The organism is Streptomyces sp. NPDC048278, from assembly GCF_040652195.1.
Classification (GTDB): domain Bacteria; phylum Actinomycetota; class Actinomycetes; order Streptomycetales; family Streptomycetaceae; genus Streptomyces.
Window position 1 is genome coordinate 105723 of sequence record NZ_JBEZLP010000003.1, and the last position, 24509, is coordinate 130231.

23 protein-coding genes are annotated in these 24509 nt (G+C 70.5%); 5 read left to right on the forward strand and 18 right to left on the reverse strand.

Features of this window, described 5'->3' with window-relative positions; translation table 11 throughout:
• Positions 1-2: 2 nt before the first annotated feature.
• Entirely contained in the window at positions 3-1460 is a 1458-nt protein-coding gene (locus AB0D74_RS06675; RefSeq protein ID WP_362581222.1) for a penicillin-binding transpeptidase domain-containing protein, read from the forward strand.
• 112 nt (positions 1461-1572) lie between these two features.
• Here the strand turns inward: AB0D74_RS06675 and AB0D74_RS06680 are convergent, their stop codons facing one another.
• Positions 1573-3024, reverse strand: coding sequence for an NCS2 family permease (locus tag AB0D74_RS06680; protein WP_362581224.1), 1452 nt, complete (start codon positions 3022-3024; stop codon positions 1573-1575).
• Between the two features lie 283 nt (positions 3025-3307).
• Here AB0D74_RS06680 and AB0D74_RS06685 point away from each other — a divergent pair, with 283 nt between their 5' ends.
• Together AB0D74_RS06685 and AB0D74_RS06690 are read left to right on the forward strand one after the other, a co-directional pair.
• Positions 3308-3880 carry a SigE family RNA polymerase sigma factor gene (locus AB0D74_RS06685; protein WP_362581226.1) on the forward strand — a complete coding sequence of 191 codons (573 nt, stop codon included), beginning with the start codon at positions 3308-3310 and terminating at the stop codon, positions 3878-3880.
• Complete coding sequence (locus AB0D74_RS06690) at positions 3877-4728, forward strand: hypothetical protein (protein ID WP_362581228.1); 852 nt, start codon at positions 3877-3879, stop codon at positions 4726-4728. The genes AB0D74_RS06685 and AB0D74_RS06690 overlap by 4 nt, the downstream gene beginning before the upstream one ends.
• 109 nt (positions 4729-4837) lie before the next feature.
• On the opposite strand, the gene AB0D74_RS06695 is transcribed toward AB0D74_RS06690, so the two are convergent.
• The 14 genes from AB0D74_RS06695 to AB0D74_RS06760 form a co-directional block, all read right to left on the reverse strand.
• Complete coding sequence (locus AB0D74_RS06695; RefSeq protein ID WP_362581230.1) at positions 4838-5992, reverse strand: right-handed parallel beta-helix repeat-containing protein; 1155 nt, start codon at positions 5990-5992, stop codon at positions 4838-4840.
• Positions 5993-6134: 142 nt separating this feature from the next.
• Positions 6135-6932 carry an HAD family acid phosphatase gene (locus AB0D74_RS06700; RefSeq protein ID WP_362581232.1) on the reverse strand — a complete coding sequence of 266 codons (798 nt, stop codon included), beginning with the start codon at positions 6930-6932 and terminating at the stop codon, positions 6135-6137.
• Positions 6933-7049: 117 nt separating this feature from the next.
• Positions 7050-8162: a chondroitinase-B domain-containing protein gene (locus AB0D74_RS06705; protein ID WP_362581234.1), complete on the reverse strand. Its 1113-nt coding sequence runs from the start codon at positions 8160-8162 to the stop codon at positions 7050-7052.
• 32 nt (positions 8163-8194) lie between these two features.
• Complete coding sequence (locus AB0D74_RS06710; RefSeq protein ID WP_362581917.1) at positions 8195-9184, reverse strand: pectinesterase family protein; 990 nt, start codon at positions 9182-9184, stop codon at positions 8195-8197.
• 43 nt (positions 9185-9227) lie between these two features.
• Positions 9228-10343: a pectinesterase family protein gene (locus tag AB0D74_RS06715; RefSeq protein WP_362581236.1), complete on the reverse strand. Its 1116-nt coding sequence runs from the start codon at positions 10341-10343 to the stop codon at positions 9228-9230.
• Positions 10344-10445: 102 nt separating this feature from the next.
• Positions 10446-11732, reverse strand: a complete 1287-nt coding sequence (locus tag AB0D74_RS06720; protein ID WP_362581238.1) for a pectate lyase — start codon at positions 11730-11732, stop codon at positions 10446-10448.
• 47 nt (positions 11733-11779) lie between these two features.
• Positions 11780-12550 (reverse strand): rhamnogalacturonan acetylesterase, encoded by a 771-nt coding sequence (locus AB0D74_RS06725; RefSeq protein ID WP_362581240.1) that lies wholly within the window; start codon positions 12548-12550, stop codon positions 11780-11782.
• A gap of 93 nt (positions 12551-12643) precedes the next feature.
• Positions 12644-13978, reverse strand: coding sequence for a sugar ABC transporter substrate-binding protein (locus tag AB0D74_RS06730; RefSeq protein WP_362581242.1), 1335 nt, complete (start codon positions 13976-13978; stop codon positions 12644-12646).
• Positions 13979-14078: 100 nt separating this feature from the next.
• Positions 14079-15227, reverse strand: coding sequence for a Gfo/Idh/MocA family oxidoreductase (locus tag AB0D74_RS06735; RefSeq protein ID WP_362581244.1), 1149 nt, complete (start codon positions 15225-15227; stop codon positions 14079-14081).
• A gap of 70 nt (positions 15228-15297) precedes the next feature.
• Positions 15298-16182, reverse strand: coding sequence for a carbohydrate ABC transporter permease (locus AB0D74_RS06740; protein ID WP_362581246.1), 885 nt, complete (start codon positions 16180-16182; stop codon positions 15298-15300).
• Positions 16179-17114 carry a sugar ABC transporter permease gene (locus AB0D74_RS06745; protein WP_362581248.1) on the reverse strand — a complete coding sequence of 312 codons (936 nt, stop codon included), beginning with the start codon at positions 17112-17114 and terminating at the stop codon, positions 16179-16181. The genes AB0D74_RS06740 and AB0D74_RS06745 overlap by 4 nt, the downstream gene beginning before the upstream one ends.
• A 108-nt stretch (positions 17115-17222) precedes the next feature.
• Positions 17223-18971: an L-arabinonate dehydratase gene (araD, locus tag AB0D74_RS06750; RefSeq protein WP_362581250.1), complete on the reverse strand. Its 1749-nt coding sequence runs from the start codon at positions 18969-18971 to the stop codon at positions 17223-17225.
• The gene (locus AB0D74_RS06755) at positions 18968-19879 is read right to left on the reverse strand and encodes a dihydrodipicolinate synthase family protein (RefSeq protein WP_362581252.1); all 912 of its coding nucleotides are present in this window, start codon (positions 19877-19879) and stop codon (positions 18968-18970) included. Before AB0D74_RS06755 ends, araD begins: the two co-directional genes overlap by 4 nt.
• The gene (locus AB0D74_RS06760; protein WP_362581254.1) at positions 19876-20595 is read right to left on the reverse strand and encodes a GntR family transcriptional regulator; all 720 of its coding nucleotides are present in this window, start codon (positions 20593-20595) and stop codon (positions 19876-19878) included. The genes AB0D74_RS06755 and AB0D74_RS06760 overlap by 4 nt, the downstream gene beginning before the upstream one ends.
• A 231-nt stretch (positions 20596-20826) precedes the next feature.
• Here AB0D74_RS06760 and AB0D74_RS06765 point away from each other — a divergent pair, with 231 nt between their 5' ends.
• Positions 20827-21249 carry a hypothetical protein gene (locus tag AB0D74_RS06765; RefSeq protein ID WP_362581256.1) on the forward strand — a complete coding sequence of 141 codons (423 nt, stop codon included), beginning with the start codon at positions 20827-20829 and terminating at the stop codon, positions 21247-21249.
• Here the strand turns inward: AB0D74_RS06765 and AB0D74_RS06770 are convergent.
• The gene (locus AB0D74_RS06770) at positions 21228-21998 is read right to left on the reverse strand and encodes a helix-turn-helix domain-containing protein (protein WP_362581258.1); all 771 of its coding nucleotides are present in this window, start codon (positions 21996-21998) and stop codon (positions 21228-21230) included. The genes AB0D74_RS06765 and AB0D74_RS06770 overlap by 22 nt on opposite strands.
• 86 nt (positions 21999-22084) lie before the next feature.
• Between AB0D74_RS06770 and AB0D74_RS06775 the strand changes: the two genes are divergently transcribed.
• Entirely contained in the window at positions 22085-23059 is a 975-nt protein-coding gene (locus tag AB0D74_RS06775; RefSeq protein ID WP_362581260.1) for an LLM class flavin-dependent oxidoreductase, read from the forward strand.
• A gap of 51 nt (positions 23060-23110) precedes the next feature.
• On the opposite strand, the gene AB0D74_RS06780 is transcribed toward AB0D74_RS06775, so the two are convergent.
• Positions 23111-23863: an MBL fold metallo-hydrolase gene (locus AB0D74_RS06780; RefSeq protein ID WP_362581262.1), complete on the reverse strand. Its 753-nt coding sequence runs from the start codon at positions 23861-23863 to the stop codon at positions 23111-23113.
• A gap of 51 nt (positions 23864-23914) precedes the next feature.
• Positions 23915-24496: a TIGR03086 family metal-binding protein gene (locus AB0D74_RS06785; protein ID WP_362581264.1), complete on the reverse strand. Its 582-nt coding sequence runs from the start codon at positions 24494-24496 to the stop codon at positions 23915-23917.
• Positions 24497-24509: the final 13 nt, after the last annotated feature.

A 24509-nucleotide genomic window follows, 5' to 3' on the forward strand; every position in this document is an offset into this window, starting at 1 on the left:
GGATGAACAAGACGATCAGGCGGGCGTCCGTCTTCGCACTGCTGCTCGTGGTCACTCTGCTGGTCAGGGCGACATGGGTGCAGTTCTACGACGGCCAGGCCCTCGCGGACGACACGAACAACCGGCGCAACGTCATCGAGACGTACTCACAGCCGCTCGGGAACATCATCGTGGCCGGTGACGCGATCACCGGCTCGGCACAGACCCTGAGCAACAGCGACCTCAAGTACAAGCGCACGTACACGAACGGCAAGCTGTACGCGGCGGTGACGGGCTACGCCTCACAGGCCTACGCCCCGACCCAGCTGGAGGGCATCTACCAGGATCTGCTCAACGGCACCGACAGCCAACTCAAGACGGTCATGGACACGGTCACCGGCGAGCGCGCCGAACCGGGCAACGTGATCACGACGATCGACCCCGCCGTCCAGAAGGCGGCGTACCAGGCGCTCGGCGGCAAGAAGGGCGGCGCCGTCGCGATCGACCCGAAGACCGGAAAGATCCTCGCGGTCGTGTCGACACCGTCGTACGACCCCTCCTCGCTCACCGACGCCAACACCGCCGGTTCGGCCTGGAAGAAGCTGAACGCCGACAGCGACAAGCCGCTCACCAACCGGGCGCTGCGCCAGCCGCTGCCGCCGGGTTCGACGTTCAAGCTGGTGGTCGCGGCGGCGGCCCTGGAGGACGGCCTCTACGCGAACGTCGACACCAAGACCGACAGCCCCAACCCGTACACCCTGCCCGGCACCACGACCCCGCTGCGCAACGAGAGCACGTCCGCGCCCTGCGAGAACGCCCCGATCCGGGTGGCTCTCCAGTACTCCTGCAACAACGTCTTCGGCAAGATGGCCGTCGACCTGGGCCAGGACAAGGTGCGGGCGATGGCCGAGAAGTTCGGCTTCAACGACCAGAAGCAGGACGTGCCGGTGCGGGCCTACGCCAGCGTCTACCCGTCGGACATGGACAAGGCCCAGACCGGTCTCTCCGGCATCGGCCAGTTCGACGTCACGGCGACCCCGCTCCAGATGGCCATGGTGTCTGCCGCCATAGCCAACGGCGGCAAGCTGGTCTCCCCGCACATGGTCTCGCAGATCACCGACAGCGGCGGCGACGTGCTGAAGAACTACGACGACGACACGAGCAGCACGGAGATCGTCAGCTCCTCGACCGCGGAACAGCTGCAGTCCGCGATGGAGACGGTCGTCAAGGAGGGCACGGGTACGAACGCGCTCATCGACGGGGTGACGGTCGGCGGCAAGACGGGCACCGCCCAGCACGGCGAGAACAACAGCAAGACGCCGTACGCCTGGTTCACGTCGTACGGCAAGTCGGACAGCACCGGCAAGGAGGTCGCGGTGGCGGTGATGGTCGAGCAGTCGGACGCGGCCCGGTCGGAAGTGAGCGGCAACGGCCTGGCGGCACCGGTGGCGAAGGCGATGATGGAGGCGGCGCTGAAATAACGCCCCGAGCTGAAGCGCCCCGTCAGGGGCGCGGGGCGGTAGTCGATGTGCGGCTACCGCCCCGCGGGCGCGACCAGCCACGACGAACCCGCGGCCGGTCGCGCAGCGTCACCTACTTCACCCCCAGCACCTGCTCCACCGGATCGATCGCGAAGTACACCAGGAACAGCGCCGACACGGCCCACAGCAGCCAGTTGACCTCCTTCGCCTTCCCCAGCACCGTCTTGATCACGACGTACGCCAGGAACCCCGCACCGATGCCGTCCGTGATGGAGTAGGTGAACGGCATCGCGGCGATCGTCAGGAACGCCGGGATGGCGATCTCGTACCTGTCCCAGTCGATGTGCTTGACGTGGGTCATCATCAGGAAGCCCACGGCGATCAGCGCGGGCGCCGCCGCCTGCAGCGGGACGATGGTGAGCAGCGGGGTCAGGAAGAGCGCCAGGCCGAACATGCCGCCGGTGACCAGGTTGGCGAAGCCGGTACGGGCCCCCTCGCCCACCCCCGCCGCCGATTCGATGTACGCCGTGTTGGAGGAGGCCGAGCCGAGGCCGCCGGCCACCGCCGCCGCGCCGTCGATGAACAGCACCCGCCCGATGCCCGGCACCTGCCCCTGCTCGTCGAGGAGTCCGGCCTCCGCGCTGATGCCGACGATCGTGCCCATGGCGTCGAAGAAGTCGGACAGGATCAGGGTGAAGACCAGCAGGACGGCGGTGAGGACGCCGGCCTTGGCGAAGCCGCCGAACAGGCTGAAGTGGCCGATGAGCCCGAAGTCGGGCGTGCCCACGATCTTGTCGGGGATCTTCGGCGTGGTCAGGCCCCAGCTCTTGATGTCAGCGGCGGAGTTGATGACGATCGCCACCAGCGTCATCGTGACGATGCTGATCAGGATCGCGCCCTTCACCTTCCGCGCGACCAGCGCGATGGTCAGGAGCACGCCGACACAGAAGACGAGGACGGGCCAGCCGGTGAGCCGTCCGACGGCACCGAGCTGCACCGGCACGGTGGTGTCCGCCGCGTCCGGGATCCGGCTGACGAAGCCCGCGTCGACGAAGCCGATGAACGCGATGAACAGGCCGATGCCGACGCCGATCGCCTGCTTCAGCTGCTGCGGGATGGCGTTCATGATGGCCTCGCGCAGGCCGGTCAGGACCAGGACGCAGATCAGCAGGCCTTCGAGGACGACCAGGCCCATCGCGTCGGACCAGCTCATCAGCGGCGCCAGCTGGAAGGCCACGACGGCGTTGAGGCCGAGGCCGGCCGCGATCGCCAGGGGCAGGTTGCCGCCGACGCCCATGACGACCGTCATCACACAGGCCACCAGCGCGGTGGCGGTGACGAGTTGGCCGGTGTCGAGGGTGTGCCCGAACTTGTCCTTGGCGCTGCCGAGGATGATGGGGTTCAGGACAAGGATGTAGGCCATGGTGAAGAACGTGGCGAAGCCGCCGCGTATCTCCCGGCCGAAGGTGGATCCCCGTTCGGAGATCTTGAAGAACCGGTCGACGCCGTTCCCGGCAGGCGGCGCGGCCCCCTGCGGCGGGGCCGCCTTCTGCGTCTCGGACATGGTCGAACTCCTCGTCACCTGAGCGTGCGTGTGCGGATGCTGGCTGGATTGTTCCCGCGTCGCACCGGTTTCAGGTTTTCCCCGTGTTACGGAATCGGGCTCGGTGTGGTTCGGTGGACCACACCGCGTCCGGCTCCTCGTACGGAGCACACCGAACCCCCGTACGACGGACACGAAATGATCACTGCTACGCTCCGGATCTCGCCGGAACGTTCCTCCGGACATCCATATGTCACCGCATGTCATCTACATGACACAGAATCCCTGACAGAAGAGGTCACCCGTGGGCACAGTCGTCGACGACGCCGCCTCCGTGGAGTTCCATGCCTTCTTCGAACGCCACTACGCCGAACTCGCGCGCCTCGCCCATCTGTTGACCGGTGAGGCGGACGCCGCCGACGATCTGGCCGCCGACGCCCTGCTGGCGCTGTGGCACCGCTGGGACCGGGTGCGGGCCGCCGACCATCCGGTGGCGTACGCCCGGGGCGTCGTCGCCAACCTGGCCCGGACCCGCATCCGCAGCGCCGTGCGCGAGCGGCGCCGTATCGCCCTGTTCTGGCCGCACCGCGAGGAGACGACCGAGAACCCGGACGTCGCCGGAGTGGTCGACGTCCAGGGGGCGTTGGCCCGACTGCCGTTCCGCAAGCGGGCGTGTGTGGTGCTCCGGCACGCGTTCGACCTGTCGGAGAAGGACACCGCGCTCGCCCTGGGGATCTCGGTGGGTACGGTTAAGAGCCAGACGTCGAAGGGCATGGCGGAGCTGCAGCGGCTCCTCGGCGACTCCCAGGGTGTTCCGCAGCGGGTGCACGCGGTGATGGCGCCGCGGACCGGTGAGAGCGGAGGAAGGAACCGATGAGCCAGCAGGACGTGCACGACGAGCTGCGCGCCCGGCTGCACGGGGCGGCCGAGGCGCACGAACCCGACCGCGCCCGCATCCTGGCCCGGGTCGAGCGGGGCATGGCCGCGCAGGGCCGCCCGGACCATCGGGCCACCCTTCCCCCGGTCCTCGGCTGGATCCGGGTGGTCAGCGCCACGGCCGCGGTCGCCGCGGTCCTCGGGGTCGGCGGCTACGCGGTCGCCTCGGCCGTGAAGGACCCGCCCACCGAGAAGACGGTCGCGGTGTCCCCGACGCCCTCCGCGTCCCCGGACGCGACCAGCCGCCCGCCGTCCCACACGGCGGCCCCGCCGGCCCCGGGCGTGCCCTCGGCCCACTCCTCCCCCAAGGCGAGCCCGACGCCCTCGGCGACCGCGAAGGCCTCCGCCACCCCGGCGGCGCCCGTCGCCCGGGGCGAGCAGGACGGCCCGCTCTGGTCGGACGGCTCGGTGGACCCGCACAGCAACGACTTCTGGGCGCAGTCCGACGTGACCCTGAAGGCCTCGAGGCAACTGACCGCGCTCACAGTCGAGTTGAAGGTGGCCCAGACCGGCGGGGTGTCGAACGCGGGAGCCTGGCGCTCCCTGCCGGAGACCGACTTCACGCAGTCGGTCACCGAGCGGGACGGCTTCCTGATCTACACCTGGACGCTCAAGCCCGGCAGCAAGGTCGCCACCGGCGAGTGGGTGTTCGCCGGCCAGTACAACCACCAGCAGGGCGGCCGGGACGCGAAGCAGGACACCTACACCATCACCGGCACGGCGTCCGGCAAGCAGTACGCGGTGACGGGCAATTTCGCGACGCACACAAACAGTGAGGGTGACTCCTGACCGACGGGACACCGGCGCCCCGAAAGGGGCGCGGGGCTGTGTTTGATCTGCGGCTGCCGCCGCGTGGGCGCGACCAGCCCCCACCGCCCCGCGGTCCGCAACGCACCCGTCAGTCCATGGTGGATCCGATGGCAGCCGACCCGGTGGTCAGAAACACCGTCACCGGCAACGCCCCGCTCGTCGGCCGCGCCGCGTACGCGGACGTCGCGTCCGTCGACCTGAACGCCGGCACGCTCACCCCACCGTCCCAGCTGTTCGCCGCCGACACCGACCGGGACCCCAGCTTGTCCGCCCCGCCCCCGTTGCCCACCGCGAGGTTCCGCGCCAGCCGCGCCTTGCCGGTCTCGAAGAAGAACCCGGCCTGGGTGTTCGCGTAGGCCGTGTTGCGGTTGAGGACGATCGCCCCGGTGTTGGAGTTCTCGGTGAACCCGTTCAGCGTGTTGTCCCAGGCCGCGTCGTCGTTGACGACGTGCGCGACGGCGACGCCCCCGCCGCCCAGCTTGAACCCGTTGCCGTTGCCCTCGAACGCGGAGTCGTTCCACCGGTTCCTGCCGTTGCCGAAGGCCCAGCTGTGTTCGATCCTGACGGGGGACGAGAACTGCCACAGGTCGAGGCCGTCGTCCGAGTTGTTGTACAGACGCGCGCCGGTGACCTTGTTGCCGGTGCCCGAGCCGAACTTGATGGCGATGCCGTCGGCGTTCTGCCCGTGCCCGGCCTTGTCGTAGTTGCCGTAACTGTCGAGGTTCTGGACGAGGTTGTTCACGGTGTCGTCGCCGCGCAGCGTGAACCCGGAGTCGCCGTTGTCCGCGGTGACGAGGTTCTTGAAGATCCCGCCCGTGGACGAGGTGACGACGAAGCCCTGGGCCGGGGAGTTCTGGAAGGTGAGGTCCTGGACGGTCCAGTAGCTGCCGTAGATCCCGGTGAGCCACTGGCCGGCGGGCAGCTTGGAGCCGTCGATCCGCACCTTCTCGCCGCTGTACGCCTTGAGCGTGATGCGGTTCGAACTGCTGCCGCTGGCCGTCGACTTGAGCGTGGCGGTCGGGTAGTACGTGCCCGCGCGCACCTGGATGACGGTACCGGCGGCGGCGCCCGCGACGGCCGACTCCAGCTGTGCGGTGGTGGAGACGGTGACCGTGCTGGTGGCGGCCTGGGCACCGCCGTTCGACAGGCCGAGGTAGACGCCGCCCGCGCCCGCGGCGACGGCCACCGCGGCGGCGATCGAGAGGGTACGCGTCCTGCGATGGCGTCCGGTGCTGAAGCGCACTGGCCGTTCCTTTCCTTGACGATGGGAGCGAAACGGGCCGGAGGGGCCGCCCCGGCCCGTTTCTGTCTCCCAGTCGCCGCCGTGGCCGGAAAGGGTTGCCGCCCTTCCCGGCCACGACCACGGCCACGACCACGGCTTCGGACTACGACACGAAGTACGTCGGGTTCGGCAGCTTGTACGTGCGGTCCGCGTAGCCGCCGTCCAGGTCCGAGTACTGGTCGCCGAGGTTGGCGACGATCTCGTACCCGAGGTCCTTCTCGATGTGCTTGCGGGTGCCGGACTTGTACTGCACGGTGGTGCAGTTCCAGGTGCCCGGGGTGGCGCAGGCGCCCAGGTAGGACGGCGGGTTGGCCTTGTCCTTGAGGAACATGTGCGCGGCGTCGAGGTTGACGTCGGCGCCGATCTTCTTCAGGTTCTCGACGGCGGCGGTGCGCTGCGCCTCGCTCAGACCGGAGTTGTAGAAGACCTCGACGCCCTTGCTCTCGGCGTACCGCACGAGCTCGGCGCTGCCGAACACGCCGGGCCGGTCGGCCTTGTTGACGTAGTCGGCCCAGGTGGTGCCGTTGTACGTGTAGTTGTAGCGCTTCTCGTAGTCGAGGCTGAGCAGCAGCGTGTCGTCGATGTCGAAGACGATCGCGGGCTTCTCGCCGTGGCGGTGGGCCTTGCGCGCCGCCTTGTCGATCTGCCGCTCGACGGCCGTGTCGATGCGCGCCAGGTCCTTGGCGTACGGGCTGTCCGGCGACGCCTGGTAGACACCGGCGGCGTCGGCGGTGGTGCCGTAGTAGGTGTCGATGTCCTTCACCAGGAGCCCGATGTTGTACGGCTCGTGGGTGGAGTTCGCGGTCGACTGACCGGCGGTGGCGGCACCGGCGCCGTAGAGGGCGCCCCCGGCGACGGCACAGGCGGCGGTGACCGCCGCGATCCGAAGTGACTTATGCATGACAGGAGTTCTACGCGCGTCACCCTGGCGGGCGCGAGACCCGTTGCCTGATCGATATCTCATCCACAGGCAAAAACCGGGTCAAGCGCCCTGAACGGAGGATTCCGCTTGGTTCACCTAGTTCATAGTGGCGCCGATCGTGGTGCTGCCGGTCGTGAGGAAGGTCGTCGCAGGCAGGGAGCCGTCCGACTTACGGGCGTTGTACGTGGTGGAGGCGTCCGTGGAGACGAACGACGGCGTGGAGATGCCGCTGTCCCAGTTGTTGCCGGCGGACACCACCGAGGAGCCCTTGCTGACCGAGCCGCTGCCGTTGCTCACCGCGAGGTTCTTGCCGAGCCGGGCCGCGCTGGTAGCGAAGTAGTAGCCCCAGCCGCCGTTGGCGTAGGCGGTGGTGCGGTTGATGACGATCGCGCCGGTGTTGGAGTTCTCGGTGAACCCGTTGCCGGAGTTGCCCCAGGCGGCCGAGTTGTTGACGACGTGGGCGACGGTGACGCCGTTGCCGCCCAGCTTGAAGCCGTTGCCGTTGCCCTCGAACGCGGAGTCGCCCCAGCGGTTGACGCCGTTGCCGAAGGACCAGGTGTGCTCGACGGTGACCGGCGAGGAGAAGGACCACATGTCGATCCCGTCGTCCGAGTTGTTGTACAGGCGGGCTCCGGTGACGAGGTTGCCGGTGCCGGAGCCGAACTTGATGGCGACCCCGTCGGCGTTCTGTCCGTGCGTGGCGGCGTCGTAGTTGCCGTACGAGTCGAGGTTCTTGACCGTGTTGTTCACGGTCCCGTCCCCGGTCAGGGTGAAGCCGGAGTCGCCGCCGTCGATGGTCTTGACGTTGGTCCAGTTGGTGCCGGTGCAGGACTGGCAGACCACCGCGCTGTCCGGGGAGTTCTGGAAGGTGATGTTCGAGACGTTCCAGTAGTCCGCGGTCAGCTTGAAGATCCAGGAGCCGGCGGCGAGCGACGAACCGTCGATCTTGACGGTCTCCGAGCCGTACGCGGTGAGCGTGACCGGCGCGGAGGAGGTGCCGTTCGTCGTGGACTGGAGGGTGGCCGTCGGGTAGTAGGTGCCGCCGCGGACCTGGATGACCGTGCCGGCGGTGGCGTTCTTGATGGCGCTGGTCAGGTCGGTGGAGTTGCTGACCACGACGGTCGCCGCGTGCGCCGGGGTGGCGACGACGGCCAGTCCGAGCGAGGCCGTGGTCACGGCGAGGGCGGTGAAGGTGCTGATACGACGCATGACGTGCGGGTCCTTTCGTCGATCAGGGGGATTCAGAGCGAGCGGACGGGTGTCCAGTCGCCGAGGTAGGCCGCGGGGGTGTGCGACCGGGCCTCGGCGTCGGAGAGCTGGGGCCGGTTCGACGGCACGGTGACGACCGCGCCCGGCCCGGAGTTGCGGTACTCGCGGAACCGCATGGACTGCCAGGGGTAGGCGTCCCGCATGTTCGTGTAGGGCGCGACGGGGTCGATCCCGGGGCCGATGCGACTGTCCCGCACGACCAGCGAGGGCCACGCGGTGGTCTCGTACGTCGGCACCCAGGGCCGCGCCAGCTTGTACGCCCCGTCCTCCGCGCCGGAGGAGAACCGGCAGCGGACGGCGAGGAACCCGTGCGGGTTGGCACGGGCGGTCGAGGGGGCGAAGACCATGCCCTTGGGGGTGAAGGCCACGTCCCGTTGCAGGGTGCGGAAGTGGCAGTGCTCGTACACCGCGACGGCCCGTCCGAAGACGAAGTCGACGTCGCCCTCGATGTGGCAGCGGTGGAAGAACTGCCGGTCGAAGGAGCCGAGTTCGGTGGTGTCGGCGAACAGGGTGTCCTGGTGGGCGAGGAGCCGCACGTTCTCGACGTGGGTCCGGTCCCCGGTCAGGCAGGCGGCGACGGCCTGGGTGCCGGTGATCTCCGGGTGGTCGGCGCGCAGCCAGTCGTTGGCGAGGGTGAGATCGCGGACGACGAGCCCGGGCGCCGCCGAGGTGAAGGTGGCCGAGCCGGCCGTGCCGTAGGTACCCGAACCGTCGGGTTTCTGCGTGCCGTTGGCGTTGTCGTACACGACGACGGCGGCCCGCGGGTCGCGGCTCGCGCCGCGCAGTGTCAACTCCTCTTTTTCCGCAGGCACGTTGACGACCTCGCGGTACGTCCCCGGGTGCACGACGATCGTCCAGCCGGGGCCCGGGACCGCGTCCACGGCCGCCTGCACGGAGTCGCCGGGGCGGACGTGCAGGGTGCGGCGGTCGCGGGTGAAGGCGGTGGCCGAGCCCATGGCCATCGCCGCCGCTCCGGCGGCGAGAAGTGCGCGTCGGGTCGGCACGTCAGCACTCCTTCCAGGGCGTCCAGTCACCGAGGTAGGCCTCCCTGGTCGCGGACCCGGCCTGTTCGGCGGTGAGTTGGGGCCGGTTCTCGGGGACGCTGATCGCGGCACCGGGACCGGAGTTGCGGTACTCGGCGAAGCGCTGGTTCTGCCAGGGGAAGGCGTCCGACATGTCGGTGTAGGGCGCGACCGCGTCGACGCCGGGACCGAGGTACGAGTCGCGGACGACGAGCGAGGGGCGGGCCGTGGTGTCGGAGCTGGGCACCCAGGGGCGGCCCAGCTTGTAGGCGGCGTCCGGGGCTTCGCTGCTGATGCGGCTCCGGCTCACGAGGTAGCCGTACGGGTTGGCAGCCGCGGTCGAGGGCGCGAGGACGAACCCGTACGGGGCGGTCGCCAGGTCGGTCCGGTTCAGGGTGCGGAAGTGGCAGTGCTCGTAGACGGCCGTGGCCCGCCCGAACACGAAGTCGACGTCGCCCTCGGCGTAGCAGCGCGCGAAGTACTGCCGGGCGAACACGCCCAGGGCCGTCGAGTCCGCGTACAGGGTGTCCTGGTGGCCGAGGAACCGGCAGTCGTGGAAGGCGCTGCGGTCGCCCTGCACCTTGAGGGCGACGGCCTGGGTGCCGGTGATGTCGGGGTGGTCGGCGCGCAGCCAGTCGTTGGCGAAGGTGATCCAGCGGGCGGTGAAGCCGTCGGCCTGCGCGGTGACGGTGGCGGAGCCGGTGGTGCCGTACGTGCCGCCGCCGGGCTTGGGGGTGCCGGCCGCGTGGTCGAAGGCGATGACGACGGCACCCGGGTCCTCGGCGGCGCCGATCCAGGTGGCCTCGGTGCGGGTGGTGTCGAGGGCGACCGTCTCCCGGTAGACGCCCGGGGCGAGGACCAGGGTCCGGCCGCTGCCGGTGGCGGCGGTGACGGCGGCCTGGACGGTGCTGAAGTCGCCGCGGCCGTGCGGGTCGACGTACAGGGTCTGCGGGGTGCGGCGGCGCTCCGGGGAGCCGTACCGCCCGAAGGGGCGGGCGCCGGCGTGGGCGGGGAGGGCGGCCAGGGCGAGCGCGGCGCCCGCCCCGGCGCCCGCGGCGAGGAGACCTCGTCTGGACAGGGGAAGGTGGGGCGAGGACATGCGGGTGCTCCTTGGAGAGGGAGAGGGGTGGCGGTACTCCTTGCCGTGGGGGGTGGGGCCGGGGCGGACTCCGGTGCGCGCCCCGGCCGCGACGGACGCGCGTCAGCGCAGGTGACCGGCGCCCGCGCCGCAGTCGACGATGCGCGGGACGGCCGGTGCCGGGTCGACCTTCGTGCGCAGGGTCGGGGTCCAGGTCGAACCCGCCGTGAGGGTCTCGGCCGGGATCTGCGCGTTGTGGACCGCGATCAGGTCCGTCGGTTCACCGTTGACGTAGTTGTCGTCGGCGGTGAGCGTCGACTCGTTCCACTTCTTCAGGATCGAGCCCGCCCCGACGGTGTCGGGCAGCGTGAACGCGTTGTGCTCGGCGACGAGTTGGGACTCGATCCCGATGCCGTAGCTGTAGCCGTAGCCGTCCTCGGCGACGAAGTGGTTGTTGTAGGAGTCGACCTGCCCGAACCGCACCCGGGGTGCCCGCTCCACCAGGTTGGAGAAGAGGTTGTGGTGGAAGGTGACCTTGAGGTGCCCCCGGTCGACGGCCGCCGTGGACGCGCTGTCGCTGTTGCCGACGAGGATCGTCTTGTCGTGGTCCGCGAAGACGTTCCAGGAGGCGGTGATGTGGTCGGCGCCCTTGACGATGTCCATCTCGCCGTCGTGCTGTTCGTAGATCCGCCCGAAGTAGTACGGCAGGGTGCTGTCCGGGTGGTCGCCGTCGGTGAAGGTGTTGTGGTCCATCCAGACGTGCGTGCCGCCGTAGATGTCGACGCTGTCGTACTCGGAGTTCCAGTTGCCGTCAGCGGTGTCGGTCGGGTCCCACTGCGGGAAGCAGTCGAGGGGGCTCTCGAAGCCCAGGTTGCGGACGATGACGTTGTCGACGGCCTTGATCTGCAGGCTTGCGCCCTTGAAGCCGGCGTCCTTGCCGACGCCGACGATGGTGGTGTTGGCCGGCACGAACGCCTTGATGTAGGCGTCCTGGGCGGCCTGGGACGCGCGGCGCAGCCCCTCCGGGCTGTCGGCGGGCTCGTTGTCCAGGTTGGTGGAGTGCCCCCAGGCCTCGGGTGAGTACGTGGCGAGGTAGGCGTCGAAGTCGTAGCCGGGCACGGCGAACGAGGCGCAGCTCGGCCCGTCCGCGTCGATGGTCCCCACGACTCTCACGATCTTCGGTGCGCTGCCGCCGTCGGCGAGGGCGGCCTTGAACTCGTCCCAGGTGGTGACGGTGTAGACGTGCGCGGAGTCGGCGGCGGCCCCGCCGGTGGTCCCCGTGCCGGCCGCTCCCCAGCCGTCGTTCGCGGCCAGTACCTGCCGGTCGAGCGCGACCCGGTGCGGGGCCGCGGCCTGGGCGTTTCCGGTCACGGCCAGCACCAGGGCCGTGCAGCCGACCAGCGCTCCCATGACGCGTGCATGACATATCTGAGTACGCACTGTGCGGTTCTCCTCGGCTATGCGGGTGGCCAGGTGATCCAGGAGGTCGGTATGTCCTCGTGCAGCCGGACGACGTCGTGCCGGGCCAGCACCCGGGTGCGCAGCGACTCCTGCGCCACGAGCCGGGCCACGGCGATGGCCCCCGGCGGGTTGAAGTGCGTGTTGTCCTGCTCGGTGTCGGTCCAGTTGAAGTACGTCTTGGTCGCCTCGACCCCGAGCGCCTGCCAGAGCGCGAGCGACAGCGCCTCGATGTCGAGCAGCGCGACCCCCTCCCGCGCGGCGAGCGCGCGCATCGCCGCCGGGTAGTCGCCGTGCGTCGGCACGGCGTTGCCGTCGGCGTCGAACCGCCGCCGTTCGACGGGCGTGGCGAGCACCGGCCGGGCACCGCGCGCCCGGGCGCCCTCGATGTAGAGCCGCAGGTAGTCCTGGTAGGTGCTCCAGGGCTCGGTGTACCGGGTCGGATCGTCGCTCTTCTCGTCGTTGTGCGCGAACTGGACGAGCAGCAGATCGTGCGGCCGGATGGCGGCGAGGACGGCGTCCAGCCGTCCCTCGTCGACGAAGCTCTTGGAACTCCGCCCGTTCACGGCCTGGTTGGAGACGCCGATCCCCTTCCCGAGGAAGAACGGCAACGCCATTCCCCACCCGGTCTCGGGCGCCGCGTCGGCGTATTTCTGGGCGGCGGTGGAATCACCGGCGATGTAGAGAGTGCGTTTCCCGCCGGAAGACCGGCCGACGAGAGGAACGGCGGCGAGGCCTGCCGCGGTGACCTGTCTACGGGTAAGTGACAAGACCGTTCACCTTCCTTGCTTCAGGGGCGCGGGGAACTGCGCGATCAGCCACAACCGACCCGCAGCACCCCACAGCCGCAACCACCCGAGCTGTCAGTGATGGGCTTTCCAATCCGCCTGCGCCTTGTTCAGCTGATCGGCCAACGTGTCCAGGAACTCCTTCGCCGTCATCCTCCCGAGCAGCACCTTCTGGAAGTTCGGCTCGTTGTCGGCCTTGGAGACGGTGTTCCAGTCCGGCAGGTAGTAGGGAAGCTGCACGATCTTCGTCGTCGCCCCGTTGAGCGCCTCGGCGGCCAGCTTCGTCGGCTCCGACGCCTGCACCCACGCGTCCTGCGCCGCCTCGTTGTTGGCCGGCACCTGCCCCGCCGACTCGTTCCACTTGCTGTTGGCCTCGTGCGAGGCGGCGAACTCGATGAACTTCCAGGCGGCGGCCTTGTTCTTGCTCGACTTGAAGAGACCGAGACCGTCGACGGGATTGGAGACCTGCACCCGGGTGCCGTCGTCCAGCGTCGGATTCGGAATTCCCTTGAACTTCCCGCTCAGCGCCTTCTCGTGGTCGGCGTAGGACCCGAGGTTGTGGCTCAGCATCCCGATCGTGCCGGAATCCCACTGCGCGACCATCTTGGTGAAGTCGTTGTTGACGTCGGCGGAGGGGGTGTCCTTCTTGTACAGGCCGACGTACTTCTCCAGGGCGGCGACGTTCTTCGGATCGTTGACGGTGGTCGTGTCGCCGTTCCAGAAGGAGGTGATCCCGCTCTGGCCGTAGGTGGCGTCCAGCGCCTGCGCGATCGACCCCTCCCCGCCCCGGATCGTGTACCCGAACCTGTTCTTCGCCTTGTCGGTGAGCCTGCCGGCCGCCGCGTAGAAGTTCGTCCAGGTGGTCGGCGCCGCCAGCTTCGCCGCGCCGAACAGGTCGGACCGGTACCAGAGGGTGCCGTTGTTCGCGGAGGTCGGCACGGAGTACGTCTTTCCGTCGCCGCCGGCTGCCGTGACGCTCTCCAGGAACTTCTCGTTGAGCTTGCCCTTCAGCGGGCTCTTGGCGAGCCGGCCGTCCAGCGGCTCCAGCGCGCCCTGCGCCGCGACCTCCGCGAGCATCGCGGTGGTGACCCCGCCGACGTCGGGCAGTCCGCCGCCCTGGATGGCGGTGTCGTACTTCGACTGGACGCTCGCGGCGGGCACCCCGACGTACGTGACCTTGATGTCGGGGTTCTGCTTCTCGAAGTCGGCGATGATCTCCTTCCAGACGTCGGTGCGGACACCGCCGTTGTTGTCCCAGAAGGTGATCGTGCCCTTGCCGGAGCCCTCGCCGCCCTTGTCGCCCGCGCTGCCGCTGCCGTCGTCGCCGCAGGCGGTGGCGGTCAGCGCGAGCACGGAGCCCAGGGCGACGGCGACGGCCGCGCGCCTGCTTCTGCGGATGCTGCTCTTCATCGATCGGCTCTCCTCTGTCAGGGTCAGCAGGGGGTGACGCGTAAGTGCGTGAAGGCGGCGGCTCCGGCAACGCCCGCGGCACCTGGCCGACCGGCGTCCCTCATGGGCTCACCCCCTTCGGCGGGGCCCAGGGGGCACCCAGTTCGGAGTAGAGGGAGAGGGTGTCGGCACCGGCCGCGACCAGGGCGTCGATGCCGGTCACGACCCGGCGCCCGTCCTCCGGCAGGCGGTGCCAGGCGTCGGCGGGCAGCGCGACCGGGGCGTCGGCCAGTCGAATCGCTTCAACGACCTTCATGAAGGCGCCGGTCGCGTCCGGCTCCACCAGCAGGGCGGCGCCGGTGGTGACATGGTCGACGAGGTTCTCCAGCAGGTCCGTGCTGCCGTACTCGGTCTCCTCCGGGCCGTGGTCCGCCCGCTGCACCAGCACCCGGTCCTGCTTGTACCAGTGGGTGATCCGGCCGCCGGTGCCGTGCACCAGGACGTACGGCTCGCCCGGTTCCTCGGCGCAGAGCGTGGCGGCGACCGTGACCGGGCCGCGCGGGGTGGTGACCCGGACGCAGGAGGTGTCGTCGGACTCGATGTCGTTGGCGCGCAGCAGCTCGGTCTCGATGCCGGTGACGTCCTCCGCGCGGTCGGTGCCGAGCAGGGCGAGGCCGGTGGCGACGGCGTGCGCGAGGGGGTTGGTGAGGACCCCGTCCACGACGTCGACGCCGTTCAGCCGCCGCTTGCCGGCCCAGGGCGCCCGCCGGTAGTAGGCCTCGGGGCGGGCCCAGGCACCCGCGCCGCCGACCCCCACCACCTCGCCGATGGCACCCTCCGCGATCAGTCGCCGGATCGCCGGCACGGCGTGCGAGCCCAGCGACTGGAAGCCGATCTGGCAGGCCACGCCCGCCTTGGCAACCCCGTCGGCCATCCGCCGGAACTCCGCGTACGACGGCGCAGGCGGCTTCTCCAGAAGCACGTGCACACCCCGCTCGGCGGCCGTCAGGGCCAGGTCCGTGTGGGTGGGGATGGGCGTGCAGATCACGGCGATCCCGGCGCCGGTCGCGTCGAGCAGGGCACCGAAGTCGGCGGACTGCTCGGGCTGCCCGAGCCCCTCCGGCAGCTCGTCCGGGCCGAGCGGGGTCAGCTCGCAGATGCCGGCGAGCCGTACGACGCCCTTCTCCTGGAGCCGGCGGATGTTCTCCAGGTGCCAGCGGCCGTGGCCGCGCGCGCCCGCCAGAACGAGGTCGATGGGTGAAGAGTTCACGGTGTCCTCCCTGCGTCGTCGATCTTTGGATGCAGGGTAAGCGTTTTCCCCGGTCCGCCCGCGACGTGTCTCATCCCTTCACCGCCCCCGCGCTGAAGCCGGTGATCAGCCACTTCTGGATGAAGGCGAAGACGATCACGACGGGTACGGCGGCGATGATCCCGCCCGCGGCCAGCGCGCCCAGGTCCACGCTGTCGGCGCTCATCAGGGTGTTGAGGCCGACCGGGATGGTCTGCTTGCTCTGGTCGGAGAGGAACATCAGGGCGAACAGGAAGTGGTTCCAGGCGTGCACGAAGGCGAAGGAGCCGACCGCGACCAGCCCCGGCCGCAGCAGCGGAAGCACGACGATCCGGAAGGCCGTGAGCCGGTTGCAGCCGTCGACCCAGGCGGCCTCCTCCAGGGAGTACGGCACGTTCCTGATGAAGCCGCTGATCAGGATCATCGACAGCGGGAGCTGGAAGACGGTCTCGGCGACGACGACACTGCCGAGCGAGTTGATCATCCGGAGCTCGGCGAAGATCTGGAAGAGCGGGACGAGCAGCAGTGCGCCCGGCACGAACTGGGAGCAGAGCAGGGCCAGCAGGAAGCCGCGCTTGAGCCGGAAGTCGAAGCGGGCCAGGGCGTAGCCGCCGGCCAGGGCGACGACGGTGGTCAGCACCAGGGTCGAGACCCCGACGTAGACGCTGTTGGTGAAGTACGTGCCGAAGCTGCGCTCGGTCCACACCTTCTGGAAGTGGTCGAAGGTGACCGGCCAGGGGACCAGCGAGGTGGAGCCGGCCGGGCGGAGGGCGAAGAGCAGGATCCAGTAGAACGGGACCAGCGTGAAGAGCAGGTAGATCCCGAGGGGGAGGTAGATCTGCCAGCGGGGGGCCTCGTCCCAGGCGCGGCGCTTCTTCCCCGGCCGGACGGGCTCGGACACGGCGGGCCCGGCCGCGGGGGCGATCTCGGTGATCACTTGGTCTCGCCTCCGAACTTGCTCAGCCGCAGGTAGAGGACGGAGCAGAAGAGCAGGATCACGAAGGCCACCGTGGTCAGCGCGGAGGCGTAGCCGAAGTCGTGGGCGTCGACACTGGTGTTGGCGATGTAGAGGGGAAGGGTCGTCGTCTCCCCCGCCGGGCCGCCTCCGGTCAGGGTGTAGAGCAGGTCGACGTTGTTGAACTCCCACACCGCGCGCAGCAGCGTGGAGAGCACGATGGCGTCCTTGAGATGGGGCAGCGTGATGTGCCAGAACTGCTTGAGGCGGCTCGCCCCGTCGACCTCCGCCGCCTCGTACAGGTCCTTGGAGACGGACTGGAGGTCGGCGAGGATGAGGATCGCGAAGAACGGCACGCCCCGCCACAGGTCGGCGACCACGGCCGCCGGGAAGACGGTCGAGGGGTCGGAGAGCCAGCTGGTGCCGTACGACCCGATGCCCGCGTCGGCGAGGTAACGGGTGATGCCGGTCTGGGAGTTGTAGAGCAGCACCCAGATCGCGGAGGTCAGCACTCCGGAGACGGCCCACGGCGAGAAGACCAGTGCCCGGCCGAGGGCCCGCCCCACGAACGTCTGGTTGACGATCAGCGCGAGCGCCAGCCCGAACAGCAGCTGGAGCCCGACCTCCACCACGACCCACTTGGCGCTGAAGGTGAGCGTGTCCCAGAACTGGGGGTCGTGCGCGAAGGCCCGCGTGAAGTTGCCGAGGCCCGCGAAGCCGTTCCGCCAGGGCTTGGTCGGGTTGTAGTCCTGAAGGCTGTAGTAGAAGACGCTGAGCACCGGGTAGGCGATGAAGCCCAGCATCAGCAGGACCGCCGGGGCGATCAGCAGGAACGGCAGCCTGCGCGGCGTCGCGGAGGCACGGCGCCGCCGGGGTGGCGCGGGCGGGTTCGCCACGGCTGCGGCTTGGGCCATGACTGTCTCTCCGTTCGCATGGTGACAGCGGGTACAGGAAGCGCTTGCTACATGCACATGGTTGAAGCACATGGTTGAAGCGCTTCGACGATCGTCGTGCGGATGGGGCTAGCCCGCGTACGGGTCCGGGACTTCTCCCGGCCGGGCCAGGAACTCGAAGTCGCAGCCGGTGTCGGCCTGGGTGATCTGCTGGTCGTAGAGGGCGCCGTACCCGCGCTCGTACCGCACCGGCGGCGGGGTCCAGGCGGCCCGGCGCCGCGCCAGCTCCACGTCGTCCACGTCGAGCCGGAGGGTGCGGGCCGCGACGTCCAGGGTGATGGCGTCCCCGGTGCGGACCAGGGCGAGCGGCCCGCCGACGTACGACTCGGGGGCGATGTGCAGCACGCAGGCGCCGTAACTCGTCCCGCTCATCCGGGCGTCGGAGATCCGGACCATGTCCCGCACGCCCTGCCTGAGGAGGTGGTCGGGGATGGGCAGCATGCCGTACTCGGGCATGCCCGGACCGCCCTTGGGCCCGGCGTTGCGCAGCACGAGCACGCTGTCGGCGGTGATGCCGAGGGCGGGGTCGTCGATGGTGCGCTGCATGGTCCGGTAGTCGTCGAAGACGACCGCCCGGCCGGTGTGCTTGAGCAGGTGCGGTTCGGCGGCGATGTGCTTGATCACGGCGCCGTCCGGGCAGAGGTTGCCGCGCAGCACGGCGACTCCGCCTTCGCTCGCGACCGGGTCGGTGCGGGTCCTGATGACGTCGTCGTCGTGCACCCGGGCGCCGGCGAGCTGCTCGCGGTAGCTGTCGTACGACACCGTGGGCCGGTCGAGGTGGAGCAGGTCGGGGATGCGGGAGAGGAAGCCGGGCAGGCCGCCCGCGAAGTGGAAGTCCTCCATGAGGTACCTGTGGCCGCCGGGGCGGACGTTGGCGAGGACGGGGACGGTCCGGGCGATGCGGTCGAAGTCGTCGAGGGTGAGCCGGACCCCGGCCCGGCCGGCCATGGCGATGAGGTGGATGACGGCGTTGGTGGAGCCGCCGAGCCCGAGGACGGTGGTGACGGCGTCCTCGAAGGCGTCCGGGGTGAGGAGCGCGGAGAGCCTGCGGTCCCGGTGGACGAGTTCGACGATCCGCATGCCCGACGCGGCGGCCATCCGGTCGTGCCCGGAGTCGACGGCCGGGATGCTGGACGCGCCGGGGACGGTGACGCCCAGCGCCTCCGCGGCGGCCGTCAGCGTGGAGGCCGTCCCCATGGTCATGCAGTGCCCGGGCGAGCGGGCGAGGCCGCTCTCCAGCTCCTGCAACTCGCAGTCGCCGATCAGTCCGGCGCGCTTGTCGTCCCAGTACTTCCACATGTCGGTGCCGGAGCCGAGGACCTCGCCCCGCCAGTGGCCGGGGAGCATGGGCCCGGCGGGCACGAAGACGGTGGGCAGGTCGACCGAGGCGGCGCCCATGAGCAGGGCCGGGGTGGACTTGTCGCAGCCGCCCATGAGGACCGCGCCGTCCACCGGGTACGACCGCAGCAGCTCCTCGGTCTCCATGGAGAGGAGGTTGCGGTAGAGCATCGGGGTCGGCTTCTGGAAGGTCTCGGAGAGGGTGGCGACCGGGAACTCCAGCGGGAACCCGCCCGCCTGCCAGACGCCCCGCTTCACGGCCTGCGCCCGGTCACGGAGGTGCACATGACAGGGGTTGATGTCCGACCAGGTGTTGAGGATCGCGATGACCGGCTTGCCGAGGTGCTCCTCGGGCAGGTAGCCGAGCTGGCGGGTGCGGGCGCGGTGACTGAAGGAGCGGAGGCCTTCGGTGCCGTACCACTGGTGGCTCCGCAGCTCCTCGGGCCTCTTGCGGGGGGCGGGCGTGTCGGGTGCGTTCATATCGACCATCCGGCGGCTATGGCGGCGACCTCGGCGCGCTCTTCCTCGGGCAGGTGCCTGCTGGGCGGCCGGACGTCGCGGCGGCAGAGGCCGAGGGAGGCGAGGGCCTCCTTGACCACGGTGACGTTGTCGGCGGAACCGTTGGCGGCGCGGAGTTCCTCGAAGCGGCGGATCTGTTCCCAGACCTTCATGGCGGCCGGATAGTCACCGGATCGAAGCGCTTCGATCATGTTCAGCGAAACGGCCGGGGCGACGTTCACCAGACCGGAGGTGAAGCCGGTAGCGCCGGCCGAGAAGTAGGAGGGTGCGTAGGGCTCGGCGAGGCCGGCGACCCAGACGAACCGGTCGAGCCCCGCGTCACGTGCGAAGGCGGCGAACTTGGCGGCGTCCGGCACCGCGTACTTGACGCCGACGACGTTGGGGCAGGCGTCGGCGAGTTCGGCGAGGCGGGCACCGGGGAGCTGGGCGTTGCGTACGTAGGGGACGACGCCGAGTTCGGGGACGGCGGCGGCGATGGCCCGGTGGTAGTCGACCCAGCCGGCCTGGGAGACGTACGGGTGGACGGGCTGGTGGACCATGATCATCCGGGCGCCGTGCTCCCGGGCGTGCCGGGCGGAGGCGACGGCGGTGGGGATGTCGTGCCCGACCCCGACGAGGACCACGGCCCGGTCCCCGGCCTCGTCGAGCGTCGACTCGGTGACGAGCCGCCGCTCCTCGGGGGTCAGGGCGTAGAACTCGCCGGTGTTCCCGTTCGGGGTGAGGGTCCGGATCCCGCCGTCGAGGAGCCGGCGCAGCAGGGCCCGGTGGGCGGCCTGGTCGACGCCGCCGTCCTCGGCGAAGGGGGTGACCGGGATGGCCACCACGTCGGCGAGGGCCGCCCGCTGCGTCTCGAACGCCACGCCACTCATTCCTGGCCTCCCTGGCCTGCTTGACCCGCCTGACCTGCTTGACCTGCCTGGCCTGCTTGACCTGTCTGGTCGGCCTGGTCGGCCGCCTGGGGGAACGCCCGGTCGACGAAGGACGCGATGTGGGTGTGCAGGGTGCGGGCGGCACCGTCGGCGTCGCCCGCCAGCGCCAGCCGCAGGATCTCCCGGTGCTCACCGGCCTCCTGCTCCCAGGAGGGGGAGGCGGCCCAGGCGACGGCGGAGACGAGGGCGGCCTGGTCACGGACCTCGTCGAGCATCCGGCCGAGGAGCGGGTTGCCGCACGGGAGGTAGAGGGCGCGGTGGAAGTCGCGGTTGGCGAGGGAGCGTTCGGCAGTGTCGGTGGCGTCGGCGGCACGGGTGAGGGCGTCGCGGGCCGCGTCGAGCGAGGCGCCGCGCCGCACGGCCCGCCGGAGGGCCTCGGGTTCGAGGAGCAGCCGTACGTCGTAGACCTCCCGCGCCATGTCCGCGTCCACCATGCGCACCGTGACGCCCTTGTACTGGCTCATCACGACCAGCCCGGTCCCGGCGAGGGTCTTGAGCGCCTCCCGCACGGGGGTCTTGGACACCCCGAACTGCGCGGCGAGCTCGGTCTCCACCAGGGCCTGACCCGGCGTCAGCTGCCCGGTGAGGATGCGGTGTTTGATCGCGTCCAGCACGAACTGCGTGCGCGACGGAATCGGCATGGGCACAGAGGTCATGCGCACCTCTCGGGGTCACGATCGGGCACGGGACCCGATCTGACGTATCTGATCTCGCGTATCGCGTCTCATATATGACGTACGAAGTACGACGCGGACGAAGCTAGGAGGACGGCTGTGTTTCGTCAATGCTTCTGACAAAGGTGGTGTCCATTCCCTGACGGGAATTGCCGGTCACGGCCGCGCGCCGCAGGCTCTGGTGCGAATCGACCTGCCGGCAAGGAGACGTACATGATCGAGATCGACGCGCAGCGCCTGGCCGACCGTTACCTGGCCCAGTGGATCGTGCCGGACGCCGCCGAACGCCGCGCGGCCATCGAGCGGCTGTGGGCCGAGGACGCCACCCACGTCCTCCGGCCGCCCGCGGAGATCCGGGAGATCGCCGCGGGACTCGGCTTCGACCACACGACCCTGGAGGCCCAGGGGTACGACGCCATCGAGACCCGGGTGGCACGGAGTTACGAGCGGTTCGTCGAGAAGATGGGCTTCACTTTTCGGTCGCGCGCCGACGCGGTACGCCTGAACGGCGTGGTCAGGTTCGGCTGGGAGACGGTGTCCACGGAAACCGGTGACGTCGTGGGCGGCGGCCTGGAGATCCTCGTGCTCGACGACGACGGCCGGATCAAGGCCGACTACATGTTTCCGGGGGCCTGACCGGCAGAAGAAGACCTGGCGGCGGCCGAGAGTGCCTCGGCCGTCGCCGGGTCGGCCGGCAGGAACGCCTCCAGCTTGAGCTCGGCGAGTGTCACGTCGACGGCGGTGGCGAAGGTCGTCACGGTCGTCATCAGGCGTAGCTCACCGTACGAGGACCGCAGGCGGAGCGGGACGGCGAAACCCAGTGCCCCGGCGGACGGCTCCAGCGCGGGAACGTACCCGGCGAGCTCGGCGCGCAGCTCCTCCAGGTGGCCGAGGCGGGCCAGGATGTGCCGCGCCCATTCGGCGAGGTTGTGGATGCGGGGCGCCAGGCCGTCGGGGTGCAGCGCAAGGCGGTAGACGTTCGTGCCCGGACCCACCAGTTCGGCCGCCGCACCCTCGGTGATCAGGTCGAACGCGGTGTTCGCGGCGATCAGGTCACCGCCGCGGTCCACGACCAGCGCCGGATAGGGCAGATGTCCGCGGAGGATGTGGTCGATCGCCGTGCGCACGGGGGCCAGCACCGGGTCGTCGAGTGGGCTTTCGGGGTAGGCGGGCGCGTACCCGGCGGCGAGCAGCAGCTCGTTGCGCTCCCGTAGCGGCAGTTCCAGCGACTCGGCCAGACGTACGACCATGTTCCGGCCGGGGACGGATCTGCCGGACTCGACGAAGCTGAGGTACCGCTGGGTGGTGCCGGCCCGCAACGCCAGGTCGAGCTGGCTGAGACGACGGCGGGCGCGACGTTCGCGAAGGGCGCTGGGGAAGTCCACGGGCCTGTTGTAACGGCGGCGGCGGCCCCCGGGCCATTCCCCGCAGGGAATTGCCGCGGCCCGCACCGGTCGTGAACATCGCCGGCATGGACATCGGTGTACTGCTTCCGACCGGTACCGCCCAGTGGGCGGCGGCCGACGACCCTCGTGAACTGGTCGCCTTCGGCCGTCACGCCGAACGCTCGGGCTTCTCCTCGCTCTTCGTCAACGATTCCCTGCTCAGCCCTCGCATCGAGGCGCTCACGATGCTGGCCGCGCTCGCCCCGGTGACCGGGACGGCGACGCTGGGCACAGCCGCGCTGTTGCCGTTCCTGCGGCGGCCGGTCCAGGCCGCGCAGTCACTCGCGTCGATCGACCTGCTGTCCGGTGGCCGGCTCACGGTGGCCGTCGGCGCCGGCTTCCCCGGCCGCTTCGGACGGCCTCTCTACACGCTGTCCGAACTGCCGTGGGAAAGACGCTTCGCCCGCCTGGACGAGACCGTCGCTCTGTGGCGCGCCCTGTGGGACGGCGCCGACGCCTTCCACGGCGACATCCTCCGGTTCGACGGCATCCCGCCCATGACCCGGCCGGCCCGGCCCGGCGGCCCGCCCGTCTGGCTCGGCGGTGCGACCCCCGCGGCGCTGGCCCGCACCGGCCGGCTGTACGACGGATGGCTGCCCTACCCGCCAGACCCCGACGACTACGCGTCCGGCCTCCACGATGTCCGCAGGGCGGCGGCCGACGCCGGACGCGCAGCCGAGGACATCACGCCCGCGCTGTTCGTCTCAGTACGGATCGACGAGGACGTCGAGAGTGGCCGCCGGGCCCTGGACGGCTACGCACGGGCCACCTACGGCATGCCGCTGCCGGAGCTGGAGCAGATCCAGGCGGTCGTCACCGGTTCCGCCGACCAGGTGCTCGAGCGTCTGGGACGGTACGTCGCCGCCGGTGTTCGGCACCTCGTCGTACGGCTCGGCGCCCTGGACCTGCGCTCCCAGCGCGACCAACTCGACCGGGTCGCGGACCTGATCCCCGCCGTCGGGAGGGCAACGGATCAACCCTCCGCCGAGGAGGGTTCCTGAACCCGGCCCAGCCGCCCCGGAGCAACGCTCACGGGACAGCTCCCGGCCGTTTCAGAAACCCCGCGCCTCGCCCTCCCGGGCCACCGCCGTCCCCCGCCCGAAGACCGCCTCGGCCCGGGCCGCCGCCGTCTCCCGGGTCAGGGACGGGCCCACGTGGGTGATCAGGAGTTCCCGAGCTTCCGCGTCCCGGGCGATCCGGCCCGCGTCCTCCGGGGTCAGGTGTACGCGTTCGCCTTCGCGATGCCTGTCGAGGTCGGCCTCGCACAGGAAGACGTCCGCCCGGGTGGCCAGGTCGGTCAGCGCGGCGCACGGTCCGCTGTCCCCCGAGTACGCCAGCACGCTGCCCTGGCACTCGGCGCGCAGCCCGTAGGCCTCCGTGCCGTGCGCCACCGCCCGCGCGGCGAGCCGCAGGTTCCAGTGCCGGACGGCGTGCCCGTCGTACAGCGGCCGGAAGTCGAACACCCCGCCCAGGAAGCCGAGGTCCGGCCGCCCGAAGAAGCCCGCCAGGCGCTGTGCGCACTCCTGCGGCGCGTAGACCGGGATCGGCGCGGCCGGGGTCAGGCCACCGAAGGCGTACGCGTACGCGGCGGCCGACAGATCGGCGCTGTGGTCCGCGTGCAGGTGCGAGATCCAGATCGCCGTGAGCCGCGCCGGATCCGTGTGCCGTTGCAACTCCGCAAAGGTCCCGGTGCCCGCGTCCACCCACACCTCGGCGCCGCCGCCCCGCACCAGGTAGCCCGAGCACGGGCGGCCGGGCCGGGGGTAGGGGGAGGCGGTGCCGAGGACGGTGAGGCTCAAGGGCATGGCGAGGAGAGTACGGATCCGGGTCCCCGGCCACTCACCGTTCGCGTGCTTCTACGCCGTCCACCCCGGGTCCCGGCCACTCAGCCCCACCGCCCGGTCCAGCAGCCGCGCGCCCTCCGGTACCGGCACGAGGGGGCCGAACGGGCCGCGGTCGCCCTCCGCGGCCATCCGCAGGAAGCCGTACGCCGCCTCCAGCGCCGCGGGATCGGGGGCGTACTCCTGGCCGGTGGCCCGGGCCAGGTCCCAGCCGTGGATGACCAGTTCGTCGGCGGCGACCGCGGCTGCCACCCCGCCCGGCAGGTCGATCCCGCCGGCGCGCGTCATGCCGTCCCACGCGGCCGGGTCGCGCCAGGCCTCCGCCAGCGCGTCGAGCGCCCTGGGCAGCTCCTGCCGCCACTCCGGTCCGAGCACCGGCAGCTCCGCGCCGGGGCGGTGGCCGGTCGTGGCCCCCAGGTCCTTGCGGGCCGCGTCCCGGAAGGCCGCGGACAGACCCGCCACATGGCCCAGCAGGTGACGCACGGCGTACTCAGGACACGGCGTCGCCGCCGCGAGCTGCCCGTCCGTCACCCCCTCCGCGAGCTCCGCGACGATCCTCGCCTGCGGGCCGAGGTCGATCATGGTCGTACCAGTCATCGTGCTGCCTCCC